This window comes from Chryseobacterium nakagawai, assembly GCF_900637665.1.
In the GTDB taxonomy this organism is placed as follows: domain Bacteria; phylum Bacteroidota; class Bacteroidia; order Flavobacteriales; family Weeksellaceae; genus Chryseobacterium; species Chryseobacterium nakagawai.
Genome location: NZ_LR134386.1, coordinates 942708 through 959267, shown reverse-complemented (window position 1 = coordinate 959267; position 16560 = coordinate 942708). Strand labels below are relative to the sequence as shown.

The 16560-nt window shown below is 35.4% G+C and carries 15 protein-coding genes; 11 read left to right on the top strand and 4 right to left on the bottom strand.

The genetic code is table 11. The features are described from left to right. Positions 1 to 142 precede the first annotated feature (142 nt). The 5 genes from EL260_RS04310 to EL260_RS04290 all read left to right on the top strand — a co-directional run bounded on the left by EL260_RS04310 (position 143) and on the right by EL260_RS04290 (position 4716). A complete protein-coding gene (locus EL260_RS04310; protein WP_123859005.1) occupies positions 143 to 2284 on the top strand; it encodes a M3 family metallopeptidase in 2142 nt (713 codons plus the stop codon). 66 nt (positions 2285 to 2350) lie between these two features. Further along, positions 2351 to 3124, top strand: coding sequence for a hypothetical protein (locus EL260_RS04305; protein ID WP_123859004.1), 774 nt, complete (start codon positions 2351 to 2353; stop codon positions 3122 to 3124). Between the two features lie 2 nt (positions 3125 to 3126). After that, the gene (locus EL260_RS04300; protein ID WP_123859003.1) at positions 3127 to 3558 is read left to right on the top strand and encodes a hypothetical protein; all 432 of its coding nucleotides are present in this window, start codon (positions 3127 to 3129) and stop codon (positions 3556 to 3558) included. A 179-nt stretch (positions 3559 to 3737) separates the two neighbouring features. Further along, positions 3738 to 4115 (top strand): YchJ family protein, encoded by a 378-nt coding sequence (locus EL260_RS04295; RefSeq protein ID WP_123859002.1) that lies wholly within the window; start codon positions 3738 to 3740, stop codon positions 4113 to 4115. Positions 4116 to 4122: 7 nt separating this feature from the next. Continuing rightward, positions 4123 to 4716 (top strand): hypothetical protein, encoded by a 594-nt coding sequence (locus tag EL260_RS04290; protein ID WP_123859001.1) that lies wholly within the window; start codon positions 4123 to 4125, stop codon positions 4714 to 4716. 138 nt (positions 4717 to 4854) lie between these two features. Here EL260_RS04290 and EL260_RS04285 read toward each other — a convergent pair whose 3' ends face one another. Further along, positions 4855 to 5355: an FKBP-type peptidyl-prolyl cis-trans isomerase gene (locus EL260_RS04285; protein ID WP_123859000.1), complete on the bottom strand. Its 501-nt coding sequence runs from the start codon at positions 5353 to 5355 to the stop codon at positions 4855 to 4857. 245 nt (positions 5356 to 5600) lie between these two features. Then, on the bottom strand, positions 5601 to 5846 hold the full coding sequence (locus tag EL260_RS04280) for a VF530 family protein (RefSeq protein ID WP_123858999.1): 246 nt from the start codon (positions 5844 to 5846) through the stop codon (positions 5601 to 5603). Positions 5847 to 5921: 75 nt separating this feature from the next. Between EL260_RS04280 and EL260_RS04275 the strand changes: the two genes are divergently transcribed. The 3 genes from EL260_RS04275 to EL260_RS04265 are packed head-to-tail and all read left to right on the top strand — an operon-like array spanning position 5922 to position 10374. Next, the gene (locus EL260_RS04275) at positions 5922 to 6116 is read left to right on the top strand and encodes a hypothetical protein (RefSeq protein WP_123858998.1); all 195 of its coding nucleotides are present in this window, start codon (positions 5922 to 5924) and stop codon (positions 6114 to 6116) included. 13 nt (positions 6117 to 6129) lie between these two features. Next, positions 6130 to 7335, top strand: coding sequence for a metallophosphoesterase family protein (locus tag EL260_RS04270; RefSeq protein ID WP_123858997.1), 1206 nt, complete (start codon positions 6130 to 6132; stop codon positions 7333 to 7335). Between the two features lie 3 nt (positions 7336 to 7338). Then, on the top strand, positions 7339 to 10374 hold the full coding sequence (locus tag EL260_RS04265) for an AAA family ATPase (RefSeq protein WP_123858996.1): 3036 nt from the start codon (positions 7339 to 7341) through the stop codon (positions 10372 to 10374). 83 nt (positions 10375 to 10457) lie between these two features. Here EL260_RS04265 and EL260_RS04260 read toward each other — a convergent pair whose 3' ends face one another. Beyond that, positions 10458 to 11483, bottom strand: a complete 1026-nt coding sequence (locus EL260_RS04260; protein WP_123858995.1) for an LLM class flavin-dependent oxidoreductase — start codon at positions 11481 to 11483, stop codon at positions 10458 to 10460. A 154-nt stretch (positions 11484 to 11637) separates the two neighbouring features. Between EL260_RS04260 and EL260_RS04255 the strand changes: the two genes are divergently transcribed. After that, entirely contained in the window at positions 11638 to 12444 is an 807-nt protein-coding gene (locus tag EL260_RS04255; protein WP_198418057.1) for a hypothetical protein, read from the top strand. 265 nt (positions 12445 to 12709) lie between these two features. Here the strand turns inward: EL260_RS04255 and EL260_RS04250 are convergent, their stop codons facing one another. Further along, positions 12710 to 14848, bottom strand: coding sequence for a S9 family peptidase (locus EL260_RS04250; protein ID WP_123858993.1), 2139 nt, complete (start codon positions 14846 to 14848; stop codon positions 12710 to 12712). A 278-nt stretch (positions 14849 to 15126) separates the two neighbouring features. Between EL260_RS04250 and EL260_RS04245 the strand changes: the two genes are divergently transcribed. Both EL260_RS04245 and ygiD read left to right on the top strand, forming a co-directional pair. Next, positions 15127 to 15639 carry a YceI family protein gene (locus EL260_RS04245; protein WP_123858992.1) on the top strand — a complete coding sequence of 171 codons (513 nt, stop codon included), beginning with the start codon at positions 15127 to 15129 and terminating at the stop codon, positions 15637 to 15639. A gap of 82 nt (positions 15640 to 15721) precedes the next feature. Then, on the top strand, positions 15722 to 16549 hold the full coding sequence (ygiD, locus tag EL260_RS04240; protein WP_123858991.1) for a 4,5-DOPA-extradiol-dioxygenase: 828 nt from the start codon (positions 15722 to 15724) through the stop codon (positions 16547 to 16549). The last annotated feature ends 11 nt before the right edge of the window (positions 16550 to 16560 follow it).

Sequence of the window (16560 nt, the reverse complement as noted above, 5' to 3'; positions counted from 1 at the left end):
TTGAAAAGCTTTTTATGAAAACATAGGTTTTACTCTTTTCCATAAAAATGTTCAAATTATTCGTTTTATTAAATACACAATGCAAAATATCAGCTATAAGGCAAGTTTTTAATATCTTTATGCTTTAATAACAACTATATTTATGAAGAATATTTCATCGGTATTATTAATTTCTGCCTTGGCGTTCAATCAATCTTGTACTACAATGAAACAGACCGATACTCAACAGGAACTTCCTGCTCCCGATCCATCATTATCTTCAAACCCTTTTATGAAGAAGAGCAAGCTTCAGTACGAAGCTCCGGAGTTTGACAAAATTAAAAACGAACATTTTAAACCGGCTTTTGAATTCGGATTAAAGCAGCATGCTGCTGAAATTGAAAAGATTGCCAACAATCCAGCTTCTCCTACTTTTGAAAATACCATCGTTGCATTGGAAAAGAGTGGTGAAGTACTAAGAAGAACTCAAATTGTTTTTTCTAATCTGACAAGTGCAAATACAAACTCTACTCTACAGGCTTTGGATGAAGAATATGCTCCAATTTTTGCAGCACATTCTGATAAAATGTACCTGAATGAAAATCTTTATAAAAGAATCAAATCCATCAAAGAAGACGGACTTGATCCTGAAAGCAAGAGATTGGTACAATACTACAAGCAAAACTTTGAGATTGCAGGAGCTAACCTTTCTGCTGCGGATAAAGAAAAACTGAAGCAGATCAACCAGGAGCTGGCTTCTCTTTCTACTCAATATGCTAATAAATTATTGGAAGCAAGAAAGCAAGGTGGAGTATTCTTTTCTGAAGCAAAGGAACTTGACGGACTTTCTGCTGACGAAATTGCAGCGGCAGCAGCTGATGCTAAAACAGCAGGACAACCGGGTAAATACCTTCTTGCTTTACAAAATACAACCCAGCAACCTCTTTTACAGAATCTGAAAAACAGAGCAACCAGAGAAAAGTTATTCAAAGCTTCATGGACGAGAGCTGAGAAAGGTGATGCTAACGATACACGAGAAACAATTGAAAAGCTAGCTAAGATCAGATTGAAGAAAGCTCAGATTCTTGGTAAAAAGAATTTCGCTGAATGGAAACTTCAGGATCAGATGGCGAAAACCCCTGAAGCGGCTACTAAGCTAATGAATCAGGTTGCAACACCAGCAGTAGAGACAGCAAGACGTGAAGCAAAGGATATTCAGGATCTTATCGATCAGCAAAAAGGAGGTTTCAAAGTAGAACCTTGGGACTGGAATTTCTATGCTGAGCAGGTAAGAAAAGCTAAATTTGATCTTGATGAAAGCGAGATTAAACCTTATTTTGAAATCACAACCGTTTTAGAAAAAGGAGTTTTCTTCGCTGCTGAAAAATTCTACGGATTAACATTCAAAAAGAGAACGGACCTTCCGGTATATCACCCGGATGTAGTAACTTATGAAGTTTTCGATCATGATGGAAAATCTATCGCGATCTATTATCTGGATTTCTATACAAGAGATTCTAAAAATGGTGGTGCCTGGATGAGTAACTTCGTAGAACAGTCTTATCTTATGGGAACAAAACCTGTAATCGTAAACTGTTACAATTATCAGAAACCTGCTCCTGGGAAGCCTTCATTAATCAGTTTTGATGATGTTTCAACCATTTTCCATGAGTTTGGGCACTCTATTCACGGAATGTTTGCAAGCCAGAAATATCCATCTCTTTCCGGAACAAATGTACCAAGAGACTTTGTAGAATTCCCTTCTCAGATTAATGAGCATTGGGCACTAGATCCGATGGTTATAAAGAGCTATGCAGTTCATTACGAGACAAAACAGCCTATTCCACAAGCTTTAATAGACAAGATTAAAAAAGCAGCTACTTTCAACCAGGGATATATGACTACAGAATTGGTTTCTGCAGCAGCTTTAGATATGGATTGGCATTCTGTAACCAATGACAACCAGCTGATCCCTGTTTTAGATTTTGAAAAACAGTCTTTAACCAACCACGGCTTTACTTTAGCAACAGTTCCTCCAAGATATCATACTCCTTATTTTGCACACATCTGGGGTGGTGGATATTCAGCAGGATATTATGCCTATCTGTGGTCTGAAACATTGGATAACGATGCATGGGAATGGATTAGTAAGAATGGTGGTTTAACCAGGGAAAATGGTGACCGTTTCAGAAAATACATTCTTTCCGTAGGAAATTCTGTAGATCTTAATCAGGCCTTCAGAGATTTCACAGGACATGATCCGGACATTAAACCTTTATTAAGAAACAGAGGGTTTATTAAATAACACTTTATGATATTCAATACAGGTATAAAAGTATTGTCCTCATTAATTATTCTGACTTGCTTCTCAATGAAAAACAAAAGATTTGATGGCAGGTCAGAATCTTTTTTTCAAAAACGTACAGATACAGTTACGGATAAAGAATTGGCTGAATTAATCAAAGAAGAAACAAAACATTTGGATTCAGCATGTACAGCGGAAACAATAAGAGCCGAGTCTGATATTAAGAAGAACAAACTTGTTTATTTTCATTATTTCGGGATGGTAGATCATTACAGAAGTAATGAGGAAATGAATGAGCTTCTGAAAAAAAACAATATTGAAATTGATTCAGCCCTTACTTACTGCACAGTTCCTTGGAAGTTGCAAAACTGCTATGGGAAAATTATGGACAAGGAAATTAAAAGAAGATTTGGAGAAAAGTTTACTGATTCATTGAGGGAAGTTGCAGAAATACAATATGTAAGAAAGAATCCAGACCTCATCTATCCTTTTGAAGAATGTGATTCCGCCTCAAGGTATCCCGGTGATCAGGATTATAACGATTTTTTTAAGAATAGTAAAAAAGATTTCTGGAAAACTGTAGAGTATCCTTCAGATTTTGAATTTCGAAAAAATAAAGATCTGTACTCCCATATGTCTGCCAATTTTATTTTATACAAAACAGGTAAGATTTCAGATGTAAAAATTGCTATTACTTTTCACAACAAAAAAAACTATAAATATTCATCTTATTTCATGAAAGAATTAAAAGAATTCATTCAAAATACAAAATGGGTCCCTGCAAAAAAGATGGGAATTCCTGTACATAGTGAAATGAGAATGACAATACACTTTAAATAACTATGAAAAAAATTATTCTAAGCGCATTATTACTAACTTTTGGATCTTTCTATGCTCAGAAAACCAAATCAAAACCCCAAACTAACAAAATAGATAAACATCTCGTAGGTATATGGAAAGGCGGTGAAAAAGATCAGCAGATCGCCGGAATGGAAAAACTTTGGGTAATGGATAGAAAAGAAAACGGAACTTTTGTTCTAATTTTTACTACTGTTCAGGATTGTGAAGTCAATCAACACATTGAAAAAGGACAATGGTGGATCGAGAATGGTGAATTCCATGAGCTTCATTTTGCTTCCGGTCAAACAGATACCTATACTTACAAGGTACTGGATCCAAATCATGTAAAGTTTAGTTCAAAGCAACAAACTATGACCATGGCAACTGATACTTATAGTTTTGTGGATACAAAAATTGACGAAGATAATCAGTAAAATATAGTGAAAAGCATTCTTAGAAAGAATGCTTTTTTTGATTGAATCCTAAAATTATTATAGTCGTGATTCTTACGGAATGACTATCTAATGAGGTTATTTCTGAAGTTTTAGAATGAGCATTACCTGTTTCTATTGATATTCCCTACTTTTGCAGCATAAAATTTTAAATAAAAAAGATGAATTGTCCCTGCTGTTCAGGAAAATCCTACGAAGAATGCTGTAAGCCTTATCACACCGGAGAAAAAAATGCTCCTACTGCTGAAGGATTAATGCGTTCAAGATTTTCGGCCTTCGCTATTCCCAACGGTGAATATTTAATGGAAACTACCCTTCCGGGAAAACGAAAATTCCACAACAAACAGGATTTACAGGAATGGGGAGAGATTAATGAATGGACAAAACTGGAAATTATTCAAACTCCTACCTTAAACCATGTAGAGTTTAAGGCTTATTATACAGACCAAGATGGTCATCCGCAAATTCATCACGAATTTTCTGTTTTTCAGAAAATGCATGAACGCTGGTATTATGTTTCAGGTGAATTTTTAGATTAATAATAATATGAAGAAGAATTTTATTTACACATTGCTGTTTTTATTTTGCAGCTTTGGTGTTTTCAACGCACAAACAGCTGAAGATAAAAAAGAAGTTTCCATAGCTGTAACCGATATCTTAAAGGGTTTCCAGACCAAAAATGGTACTATCATGAATAAATACGTGAATGGAACCTATGGTGTAGGTATCCTTTTTAAAAGTGGTGGTGAGCTGGGATTTGTTTTAAATGAGGATGTTGATTTCAGCATGCCGTTAGGACCTATCAAAAAGGCATGGAATATCAAAAATCAATTTCCGATGCAATTCGACAAGAGTGATAGATATGATTTAAAAAATAAGAAATGGACAAAAGAAGGATTATTTGTTCAGTTTAATTCCAATATAGTCAATGATTATGCTGACAGGTTTTCAGAACTATACGCTGTAAAGGATCAGACGATTTTTAAGATCAATTCCAATCCTAAAAATGTTGTTTTTGTAACCCTTGCTGAGAACAGTAAGGAAAAGGCTCCTGTTAACGGATTTAGTTTTATCATGACAAAAATTGAAGGGAGATGGTTCCTTACGTTTATTGATGTAACGGAGTATGATACAGAATAAAGGGAATGCCAAGCACAAGACTTACTTTTGTGTATAAAAACAAAGTAACCAGCAGAACGTTCTGCTGGTTATTTTTATATTATCTTACAATATAATGTATAAAAAAATGTCCGAAATATCGGACATTTATATTATTTCTTAGTGAGCGTCAGTACCGTCAATTCCGTGAGCGTGACCGTGTGATAATTCCTCTTCTGTTGCAGGACGAGTGTTTAAAATTTCAACCTGGAAATCTAAAACTTTACCAGCCATTGGGTGGTTAAGGTCTGCTACTACAGCTTCAGGAGTTACTTCTACTACAAAAGCCTGGAAATTGTTCCCCTGATTGTCTGATAGAGGTAAAATCGCCCCAACAGGTGGAGTTCCTGATTCCTGGAACATTTCAAGCGGCAATTGAGCAATAGCATCAGGCTGTCTTTCTCCGTAAGCTTCTTCAGGCTGAATTACAAAAGCAGCTTTATCACCAGCTTTTAGACCAAGGATATTTTCTTCAAACTTTGGAATCATCATTCCAACACCATACAAAAATGTAAGTGGATTTTCTGCTGTTGTTTCTTCTACAAGAACTTTACTTCCATCTGCTTCGATAGTGTGAAGGATATACTTTACAGCTACAACGTGATTGTTTTCAATTGTCATATTTTTCTTTTTTTGTCGTAATTTTTTTTACGATTAACGATACTACAAATATACTCTTTTTGAAATTATTTAATTAGGTTGGTAGCTGGGAGATAGAAGAATGAAGCTATGAAAGGCATAAAGAATAACTATATTTTCTTTTTACCTTTAAAAAATATTCTTCTTAATTCCCTATAATAATTATCCGAAGTTATAAAACTACAAGTAATATTCAGCACCGGGCTTTCGGCTTCCAACCTTTATTCTTATTTCTGGTCTCCTCTCTTTTTCTTCTGTCTCAGTACAAAAAGATACAAGCTCTCTACTTTCGTTCTTGCCCAAGGTGTTTTCCTTAAAAACTTTAAAGAGGAACTGATGCTTGGATTATCTGTAAAGCATTTTATATTAATTTGCTCACCTAATTTTTCAAATCCTTCGTAGTATTCTACCAATTCTTCAAGGATAGCATCGAGTCTTTTTCCGTGTAAAGGATCTTTTGATTTTTCTTCCATAACACAGTAAAATTAAAACATTTTACCAGACTTACCCACTAAAATTGTTTACACTCTTAATCTTTAGTATTTTTGATGAAGCAATTTTTTACCTATAAAAAATATTCGCTGCAAACCAATATGAGCAAAAACAACGACGCCAACAGGAAAAAAAATAAAAAACAAATTGATCAGAAAAAACGGAAAATACAAAATGCAGAAGCAGAAAGAAAAGCACGTTTAAAACAGATTATGGCTGATTTCAAAACAAAAGAAAGCGATAATAAATAAAGATCAACTTTTTATGAAAATTCTACACACCGCCGACTGGCATTTAGGAAAAAAACTGGATCGCTTTTCCCGACTGGAAGAGCAGGCTTCAGTGATGGAGGAAATCATTGCGATTGCTGATGAAGAACAGGCAGACCTTATTCTTGTTGCCGGTGATCTTTTTGATAATTTTAACCCCGCTGTTGAAGCTGTTGAACTTTTTTATAAAACACTGAAACGTTTGTCTCAAAACGGAAAACGTCCTGTAATCGCCATTGCCGGGAATCACGATTCCCCCAACCTCATCAATGCACCAGATCCATTGGCTAGAGAATGTGGAATTATTCTAATTGGCCATCCCAAAGCAAAAATTACTCCGTTTGGAACAGAACATTTTAGTATTACCCATTCAAAAGAAGGTTTTATAGAAGTGAAAATCAACACTATTGATTTTCCAATAAGACTATTGCATACTCCTTACGCTAATGAAATCCGTTTGAAAGAATATTTAGGAGAAAATAAAGAAGAAGAGATCAATAATGTCCTTTCGAAAACTTGGAAAGATCTTGCTAATCAGTTCTGTGATGAAAATGGGATTAACCTGTTGACCGCTCATTTGTATATGAATAAAAGAGGAGGTGAAATTTTGGAAGAACCCGAAGGAGAAAAACCGATTAAAATTGGAAATGCTGATCTTATTTATTCTGACAGTATTCCGGAACAGATTCAATATACAGCTTTGGGTCACCTACATGGTTATCAGAATATCGGAACAAAGGAAAAGCCCGTAGTGTATTCATCTTCTCCCCTTTGCTATAGCTTTAGTGAGGCAGGTCAGACAAAATATATATCCATTATTGATGCAGAACCGGGGCAACCAGTTTCTTATGAAAAAAAGGTATTGAAAAGCGGAAGAACTTTAGTGCGAAAAACTTTTACATCTGTCTATGAAACTGTTCAGTGGTTGCAGGAAAATCCAAATACATTTATTGAACTTACATTAGAAAGTGAAACCTTTTTAACGGCTGATGAACGAAGGCTCATTTATCAGTCTCATACTGGAATTGTCCATCTTATTCCTAAAGTTAAAAGTAAGGAGTTCGGTGAAGAAACAAACCAAGAAATTAATTTAAATCAGAATATAGAAACATTGTTTAAGGATTATTTTAAATCAAAGAATGCAGGACAGGAGGCCAATGAAGAATTGATGAAATTGTTTAACGAAATTCTAAATACCTAAGCCATGATTCCTATTCGATTAACAGTTGAAGGTTTGTATTCCTACCAGGAGCGCCAGACCATAGATTTTAAAAATCTTACGGAAGCGGGATTATTTGGTATTTTCGGAGCAGTAGGTTCCGGAAAATCATCAGTTCTTGAAGCCATTTCGTTTGCATTGTATGGGGAAACGGAACGTTTGAATATGCGTGACAAAAGAGCGTATAATATGATGAATTTAAAATCGAACAGCTCTTATATTGAGTTTGATTTTATTAATTATGAAAATAAACTTTTTCGCGCTACCAGGGATTTCAGACGAAATTCCAAGAAGTTTGATGATGTAAAGCCTAATTCTGTAGCGTTCTATGAAAATATTGATGGAAAGTGGATTCCTTTGGATCATTCCAATGCGGAAACTATTATTGGTTTAAGTTATTCCAACTTCAAACGTACCATCATTATTCCTCAAGGGCAATTCAAAGAGTTTCTTGAATTAGGTGCTGCTGACAGAACCAATATGATGAAGGAAATTTTCAGCCTTCAGCGGTATGATCTGCAGAATAATGTTTCAACTTTGAATACCAAAAACAGATCTGAGCTGGATCAGCTTGAAGGACAGCTGAAAGGTTTTGAAGAAGTGAATGAAGAAAAAATTCAACTCCGGAAAGATCTTTTGGAAGAGGAACAAAAAAAACTGGTCCAAGCCAATGAAAAGTTTGAAAAAGCTTCCCAGACTTATCAACAACTGAAAAATTTAAAAACTGATTTTGAAAGTTTAAAACTAAACCAGGAAAACTTCGGTAAACTATCTGAACAAAAAACTCAGATGGATGCTCTGGAAGCTCAATCGGAACGGTACGATCATACTTTTAGAGTTTTTAATCCTTTGATTACCGAAAAAAACAGGCTTTTAAAGAGCATTGTTGAAAAAGGAAATGAGAAAGAAAACCAAACCAAAGCTTTACAGGAAACAGAAATTACTTTTAAGGTTGTAAAAGAACAACTTACTGCTCTAGAACCTAAAGTCAAAGCACTGGAACAGTCCAGAATACAGGAAAATGATTTAAGTCTTATTGTACAAATTCTGAAGTTTCATGATGAGATTAAAACTCTTAATGAAAGAACTCAAAAAGGCTCAGAAAAAGTAGCGGAAGTAGAAGTTCAAAGAGATATGATTCAGAAAAAAATCACTGAATTGTCTAAAAATATGGAGGTTTTAAAGGCTCAAAAGCTTGATCCCTCTTTAATTTCCGATGTGGGTAACTGGTTTATTCAACAAAAAAACTTTAAGAAATCACATCAGGAGCAGATTGAAAAAACTGAAAAACATCAGAAACAGATTGAACTCATTGCTGAAGAATTAAAACCTTTTGCGATTCAGGAAAACTTTAAAACTGATTTCAATAATAAAAAGGAAACGCTGGAAGCAAAGAAAAAGGAACTTTCTCAAAAGCTGGATCATTTAAAAATCCAAAAAGAATTGTCACGTTTTGCCAGTGAACTTCATCATGGGGAAGCCTGTCCACTTTGTGGTTCCCAGGAGCATCCGCATATTGTGGAATTTCATGATATCAACACCGAACTACAGGACATTCAGGAAAAAATAAAGATCGTTGAACAAGAAGCTCAACATCTTCAGCAACAGGAAACTGCTATTGAGAAAATACTGGATAGAAAAAAGATCTTTGAAGAGCAACTGATCTCTGAACAAAAAGTTCTTCAGCAGATCCAAAAGGATAGGGAAATTCATCTCCAACAGTTTATATGGAAACAGTTCAGCCCGGATCATGAGGATGATTTTGAGAAAAAAAGATCGGATTCGTTTGCTATCGAAAAACAAATTGAAGAAGCAGACAAAACCATTAATCTGGAACGTGAGACCCTTGAAAAAGAAAGCAAAGTTCTTGAAAAATATAAAAATGCTTTGGAAACCTTCAAGCTGGAAGAGGCTACCAAGCAGAAAGAAATCAATATCAGCCGTTCTAACCTTAAGATGCTAGAATGGGAACATTATGAGCAAAAGACTGTAACAGAAATTGAAGGAGCTTATCAGAAATTAGCGCAATCCAATACTGAAACAGAACAGCTATATCAAAAAACCTCTCAACAGGAAAAAGATCTTGCTCCTAAACTTGCAGAGCAGAAAGCTATCGTCAGCCAGTCTGAAAAACAAATTGCAGAACTTGAAAAAGAAATTTCCGGGAATCAGCAAACTATTGATAAAGCTTTAAACGAGCACAATTTTACAGTATTTAATGAAGTGGAAAAGATTCTTCAGCAGGAAATCAATATTCAGGAAGCAAGAGCTAAAATCCAGCAATTCAAAATTGATTTTGAAACTTTAAAGAAAGTTATTGAAGGTCTGGAGCTAAAACTTAGGGGGCTTTCCTTTGATGATGAACAGTTTTCATTGGCAGAAAAACACTTTGGAGAAGCTCAGGCTGAACTGAAGCAGATCAATGATTCTGTGGTAACTATGATTGCTGAAAAAGACAGACTAGAGAAGGAATACCAGAAAAAAGAAGAGCTTCTAAAGGAATTATCAAAGCTTCAAAAACGTTCTGAAAACCTGAAACTGATGATAAACCTGTTCAAAGGTGCCGGTTTTGTACAATATGTTTCCTCAATTTATCTAAGACAACTGTGTGATCATGCCAATACCCGCTTCCACAGGATGACAAGAAACCAACTGAGTCTACAGCTTAATGAAAATAATGACTTTGAGATCATCGATTATCTTAACGAAGGCAGAAGCAGAAGTGTGAAAACACTTTCAGGTGGTCAGGCTTTCCAGGTATCTTTAAGCCTTGCCTTAGCGTTGGCAGAAAGTGTTCAATCCAATGCTCAGGCTGATAAAAACTTCTTTTTTATTGATGAAGGTTTTGGAACTCAGGATACGGAATCTGTGAATATTGTATTTGAAACACTGACCAATCTGATGAAGGAAAATAGAATTGTGGGAATTATTTCTCACGTAGAAGAGCTTAAAGAAAAAATTCCTACAGCACTCAACATTATCAAGGATGAGGAAAGAGGAAGTTTAATTGAGATTATCTAACTTCTAATATTTTAAACTACAAAAGCCACAAAGTGTTTTAAAATACAGCTTTTGTGACTTTTGTGGTTAAATAAAACCTGTAATTACAGGTTTTGTACCAATGGTTTTACTTCTTTTCCAAATAGTTCAATAGACCTCATCATGACATCATGAGCCGGATCGCCAATATCCATATGACCAATAAATCTTGTAATTCCAAAGATTTCTTTCATGTAAGCAATCTTATCTGCTACCTCAGCCGGGCTTCCGATAAATAATGCCCCGTCTTTACTTCTTCCACCATCATACTGCATTTTGGTATAAGGTGCCCAGCCTCTGGAAGAGCCTATTCTATCCATTTGAGATTTGTAATTGTGGAAATATCCATCCACCACCTTCTGATCATCACTTACAAAAGTATGTGAATGAATTGCAATCTGCATTTTAGACATATCGTGTCCTGCTTTTTGATATTCCTGTTTGTAGAATTCAATCAGATTTTTAAACTGGATCGGCATTCCGCCAATGATGGCGACTACTAATGGCATTCCTAATTGAGCAGCACTTAAAACAGACTGTGGAGTCCCTCCCACTGCTCTCCAGATAGAAAGCTTACCATCATTTTTTGCTCTTGGATATACAGTCTGGTCTTTCATTGGAGCGCGAAGCTTTCCTGACCAGGTCACATTTTCTTCAGAATTGATTTTTAATAATAAATCCAGTTTTTCATCGAAAAGCTCTTCATAGTCATTCAACGAATAACCATATAAAGGAAATGACTCAATAAAGCTCCCTCGTCCAACGAATATTTCTGCTCTTCCGTTTGAAATTAAATCCAATGTAGAAAAGTCTTCATACACTTTTACCGGTTCTGATGAACTCAAAACAGTTACTCCACTTGCTAATTTTATATTTTTGGTAATGCTTGCCGCTGCTGCCAATACTATTTCCGGCGAAGAAACAGCATAATCCGGACGATGATGCTCTCCCATCGCAAAGACATCTATTCCTACCTCATCCATGAATTTTACCTGCTCAAGAATTTCATGAAGCTTGGTTCCTGCATCTCTATATTTCCCTGTTGACTGATCGAAAGCTAAATCTCCGAACATTCCTATTCCTAATTCCATATTGTTGATTTTAGTTATACAAAAATACAGCTATAAAGTATCAGATGCATTGATGTTTGATAAGATCGGAATTTGGCACAGGTTGTCTAAATGACGGCTTCTTTTTGTCATGTATCTAAACTTATTTATATTTGAGAATAATAACTTTATGAAAATGAGACACTCACTGGTATTTTTCTTCTTTCTAATGACTACTTTTTACTTTTCACAAAACAAAACGGAAATTTATGTGATTGGAAATATACATGACAGTGTTCCAAATTATCATCCAACAATATTGTTTGATATCCTGAACAAAATAAAACCTGATATTATTCTTCACGAGGTTGACAGCCAGGGAATGAAAGAATATGAGACTGATAAAGATCTCAAGGGAAACGAAATTATCGCAAGCAATCGCTATCTTAAAAAGTTTCCCAATACACTGAGACTTCCTTTTGATTTTGAAAACAGAAATCAATACAGAAGGGATAAAGGGATGGTTCCAACAGATAATTTGTCTGTAAAATTAATTGACAGTCTGTATAAAGCTAAAAAATTGTCACCATCTGAAGCTGAGGAATATGAAATTTTCCTGAATACAACTAAAGAACTCATGAAAAAGGCTGAATTGTCTCCCGAAAATTTCAACAATACAACAACAGATAAGATTTCAGAAAAAAGACAAAATGCTCAATACTCCGGTTTATCAAAAATAACAGAAAATAGGAAAGAGTTTTCCGAAAGATTTGTAACCAAACCTGATGGAGAAAAAATCAGCTACAAAAGCGGGTTCAAATTAATGTCAGGTTTTTGGGATCTAAGAAACCAAACTATGGCTCAGAATATCTATACTGTTTCGATAAGATATCCTCACAAAAAAATAGTTGTTTTAACCGGATTCCTGCACCGTTATTATCTGTTGAAAGAATTAAATAAACTGAACAACGGAAACTATATTATCAAAGAGTTTTACGAATAATATAAAGGAAGTTCAATGCAGCAGAAATAGTCTCCGAGAAAATATAAGATTTCCGGCCAGAGTTACACTGATTTTTTTGCCACGAATGCACGAATTTCTTATAATATTGATCGTATATTAGAGCCTATATTCTATGTGCCTATGGGGGTTCAAAATTTTAAATCCTTTCGCGTTAAAGAAGTATTCTATTAAATGTTCTTTGCGCCCTTGAGTTTCCCAACAAAAAACAACAAAAAAATCCAACCACAATGGCTGGATTTTAATTTTATTTTTTCAGATATAAATCAAAGTAATCTGTGATTTTCTGCATCAGGTGAACTCTGTCTTTTCCGATCACATTATGTGGATGTCCCGGATAAGTAAAGTAATCCAATTGAACTCCATTGTCAACAGCTGATTTGATAAACTTAATGGAATGCTGCCATACTACTACGTCATCCTGTGCCCCGTGAATCATCAATAGTTTTCCTTTCAGGTTCTGAACTTTATCCAAAAGATTAGCTGTTGCATATCCTTGTGGATTTTCTTGCGGTGTATCCATATATCTTTCCCCATACATGATTTCGTACATATTCCAGTCGATCACCGGTCCTCCAGCTACTCCTACTTTGAAAACGTCCGGTTTACGAAGCATGAAACTTGTTGTCATGAATCCTCCGAAGCTCCATCCGTGAATACCCATTTTGTCACCATCTACATAAGGAAGAGATTTCAGATAATCTACTCCTTTCATTTGGTCATTCATCTCTGTCGTCCCCAGATTTCTGAACACAGCCTGCTCGAACTTCATTCCTCGGTTGGAAGAACCTCTTCCATCCATAGTGAAGATGATATATCCGTTCTGAGCCATGTATTCATACCAAAGATTTCCGGAAGCCGGGAAACTGTTTGTAATCAGTTGTAAGTGTGGCCCATTGTATAAGTAAACAATTGTTGGATATTTTTTATTGGGATCGAAATTCGTTGGTAAGATGATCTTTCCATATAAAGGAGTTCCATCATCAGCCTTTAATTCTACATTTTTAATTTCCGGTCTCTGATAATTTTTTAATGTATTTTCAGAAGTAAGGATATTGGTAGATTTTAAACTGGATGTATTGATAATGTTTCCTACTCGTGGAGTATTGGGATTACTGTAAGCATCATAAAGATAGTTTCCATCACTGCTCAGAATTCCGAAGTGCATTCCTGCATCTGCATCCAATCTTTGCATTTTGAAATTTGTCCAGTTGATCTTATATAAATGTCTTTCTAAAGGTGTTTCCTTAGTAGAAGTAAAGAAAATTTCTTTTTTCTTTTCATTAAATCCTAAAATATCGGTTACCAACCAGTCTCCTTTTGTGATCTGAGCCACCAATCCTTTTTCTAAACTGTAATGAAATAAGTGATTATATCCCGTTCTCTGACTCTGCCAGATAAAATCTGTATTTGAATTCGGGAAGAAAGTAAGTGGATGTTGTGGTTCAACATATTTGCTGTCTGATTCTTCAAATAAAGTCTTTACCAAAGTTCCGGTAGCGGCATCATATTGGTTCATCTTCATGTGATTCTGTCCTCTGTTCAGTACCGCTACAAAAATATATTTTGAGTCCGGGCTCCATGTAACCGCTGTTAGATACTGATCTTTCTCACCATCAATCTTAAGGAAAGTTGTAGCTTGTGTTTTGATATTGAAAACACCTAATGTTACCTGATGCGATGTTTGGCCAGCCATTGGATATTTAATGTTATGATTAACGGCTGGCGTTACTGACCAGTCGATGATCGGATAATCTGCTACCATTGACTGGTCCATTTTGTAGAACGCTACACTTTCAGAATTCGGTGCAGGGAAAATTCCGGTATCAATTCCGAATTCATTTCTATGAACAGATTGACCACTGATTATATTTTCATTAGCCTCATTGGTTACCGCTATGGTTTTCCCGTTTTTATTAACAAATAAATTGTTTTTTGCAGTAAAGGCAAAAGTTTGTCCGTCACCAAACATTTTCACATTGGCTGCATCAAGATCAATCTTTGTTGAGTTCTTTATTTTCCAATCATTTCCAGATTTTTCAATCCAGAACATCTCACCATTGGTATTGAAATATCCATTGGATGTTCCTGTAAACTTAATAGGTGGAACAGATTTCAGCTTATTACTTGCAAACGGTTTGTTCAACTGTGTCAGAGATATTAGGGTATCCTGTTTGTTTGTTTTTAAATCCGTAGCCAGATATCCGCCTTTTACTGACTGGATATAAGATTTTCCGTCCGCAGACCATGAAAATTGTGAAATATTTTTCACTGCAAGGTTGGTACGCATTCCATTCACAGCCTCCGCCATTGTAAATTTCTGTGTCTGGGCAAACGCTGAGGTCCCCAAAGCAAGCATCAATAAAGAAAATTTATGTAATTTCATTGTATAAAATTGAATCCATCAAAAATAAGAAATAAAAATCATCCGTTAAGAAACGTTAAAATAAAACATTCATAAAATGGAATTAATGAATTGATGAAAATTATTTCTTACCTTAATAATGGAATTTTATGAGGTTCCTTGGATAAGGTAAAACGGGTCTGAATAAAAAAAGATGGTTTGTAATGAAGTAATTTCATTTCTTATCCTATATCAATGACTTGTATATACTCTCTATCCTAAATTTGCATCATTAACAACAACAAAAAATACAAAATACAATGGCAACAAAATGGATCTTAGACCCTACGCATAGTGAAATTACTTTCAAAGTAAAACACATGATGATTTCTAACGTAAAAGGAAGCTTCAGAACTTTCTCTGCTGAAATTGAATCTGAAGACGAGTTCTTTGCAAACGCAAAAACTACAGCTACCATTCAAACTGATTCTGTATTCACTAATAATACAGACAGAGACAATCACTTAAAGTCTGCTGAATTCTTCAGTGCTGAAGCTCACCCAACCATTACTTTTGAATCTCAGAAACTGAACAATGAAGTAGTTGGAAACCTTACGATCAACGGAATTACAAAGCCTGTAACATTAGATGTAGACTTCGGTGGAATCAATGTTGATCCATGGGGAAATACAAAAGCAGGTTTCTCTTTTGAAGGAAAAATCAGCAGAAAAGATTTTGGATTGAACTGGAATGCAGCGCTTGAAGCAGGAGGGGTAATGGTAAGTGATGATGTAAAAATCGCTGGCGAATTACAGTTTGTAAAACAAGCATAATTTGTAACATGCTTTTTAAAAGGTTCAGGGATTTTTATTAAAAAGCCTTGAACCTTTTATTTTTTATCAATATTCAATACTTATGAACCTCAACGATCTTCAAAATATAAGTGACAGTTTCAACAACACACAAAGAATGCCGGTTTTATTCCTTGGACACGGCTCTCCGATGAATGCTATTGAAGAAAACCAGTTTGTACAAGGGTTCCGCAAAATAGCGAGTGAAATTCCAAAACCGAATGCTATTCTATGTATTTCTGCACATTGGTATACGCCGGGAACCTTTGTCACCACTATGGAGATGCCTAAAACAATCCATGATTTTTATGGCTTCCCAAAAGAATTGTTTGAAGTACAGTATCCCGCTCACGGAAGTCCGGCACTTGCCAGGGAAACGGCTGAACTTTTACTTCCTGTAGAAGTAGAGGAAGATCACAATTGGGGACTGGATCATGGAGCCTGGTCTGTTATAAGACATTTATATCCTGATGCAGATATTCCTGTTATTCAATTAAGCATTGATTATACAAAACCGCCACAATATCATTATGACCTTGCCCAAAGGCTGAATAAGCTTCGTGAGAAAGGAATCCTAATCATAGGAAGCGGAAATATTGTTCATAACCTACGTATGATCGATTGGAAAAATATCAATACCGTTGGTGCTGGCTGGGACTGGGCTATAGAAGCAAGGGAGAAAACCAATAATTGGCTTTTGGATGGTAATTTTCAGAATATTATTGATTACCATAAACAAGGTACTTCTCTACAATATGCAGTTCCTACTCCTGACCATTATTTACCTTTGATCTACACTCTAGCTTTGAAAGATACAACCGAAAAATTATCTTTATTTAACGACGAACTGATTGGTGGATCTTTAAGTATGACCAGTGTGAGAATTGGATAAGCAATTTTCAA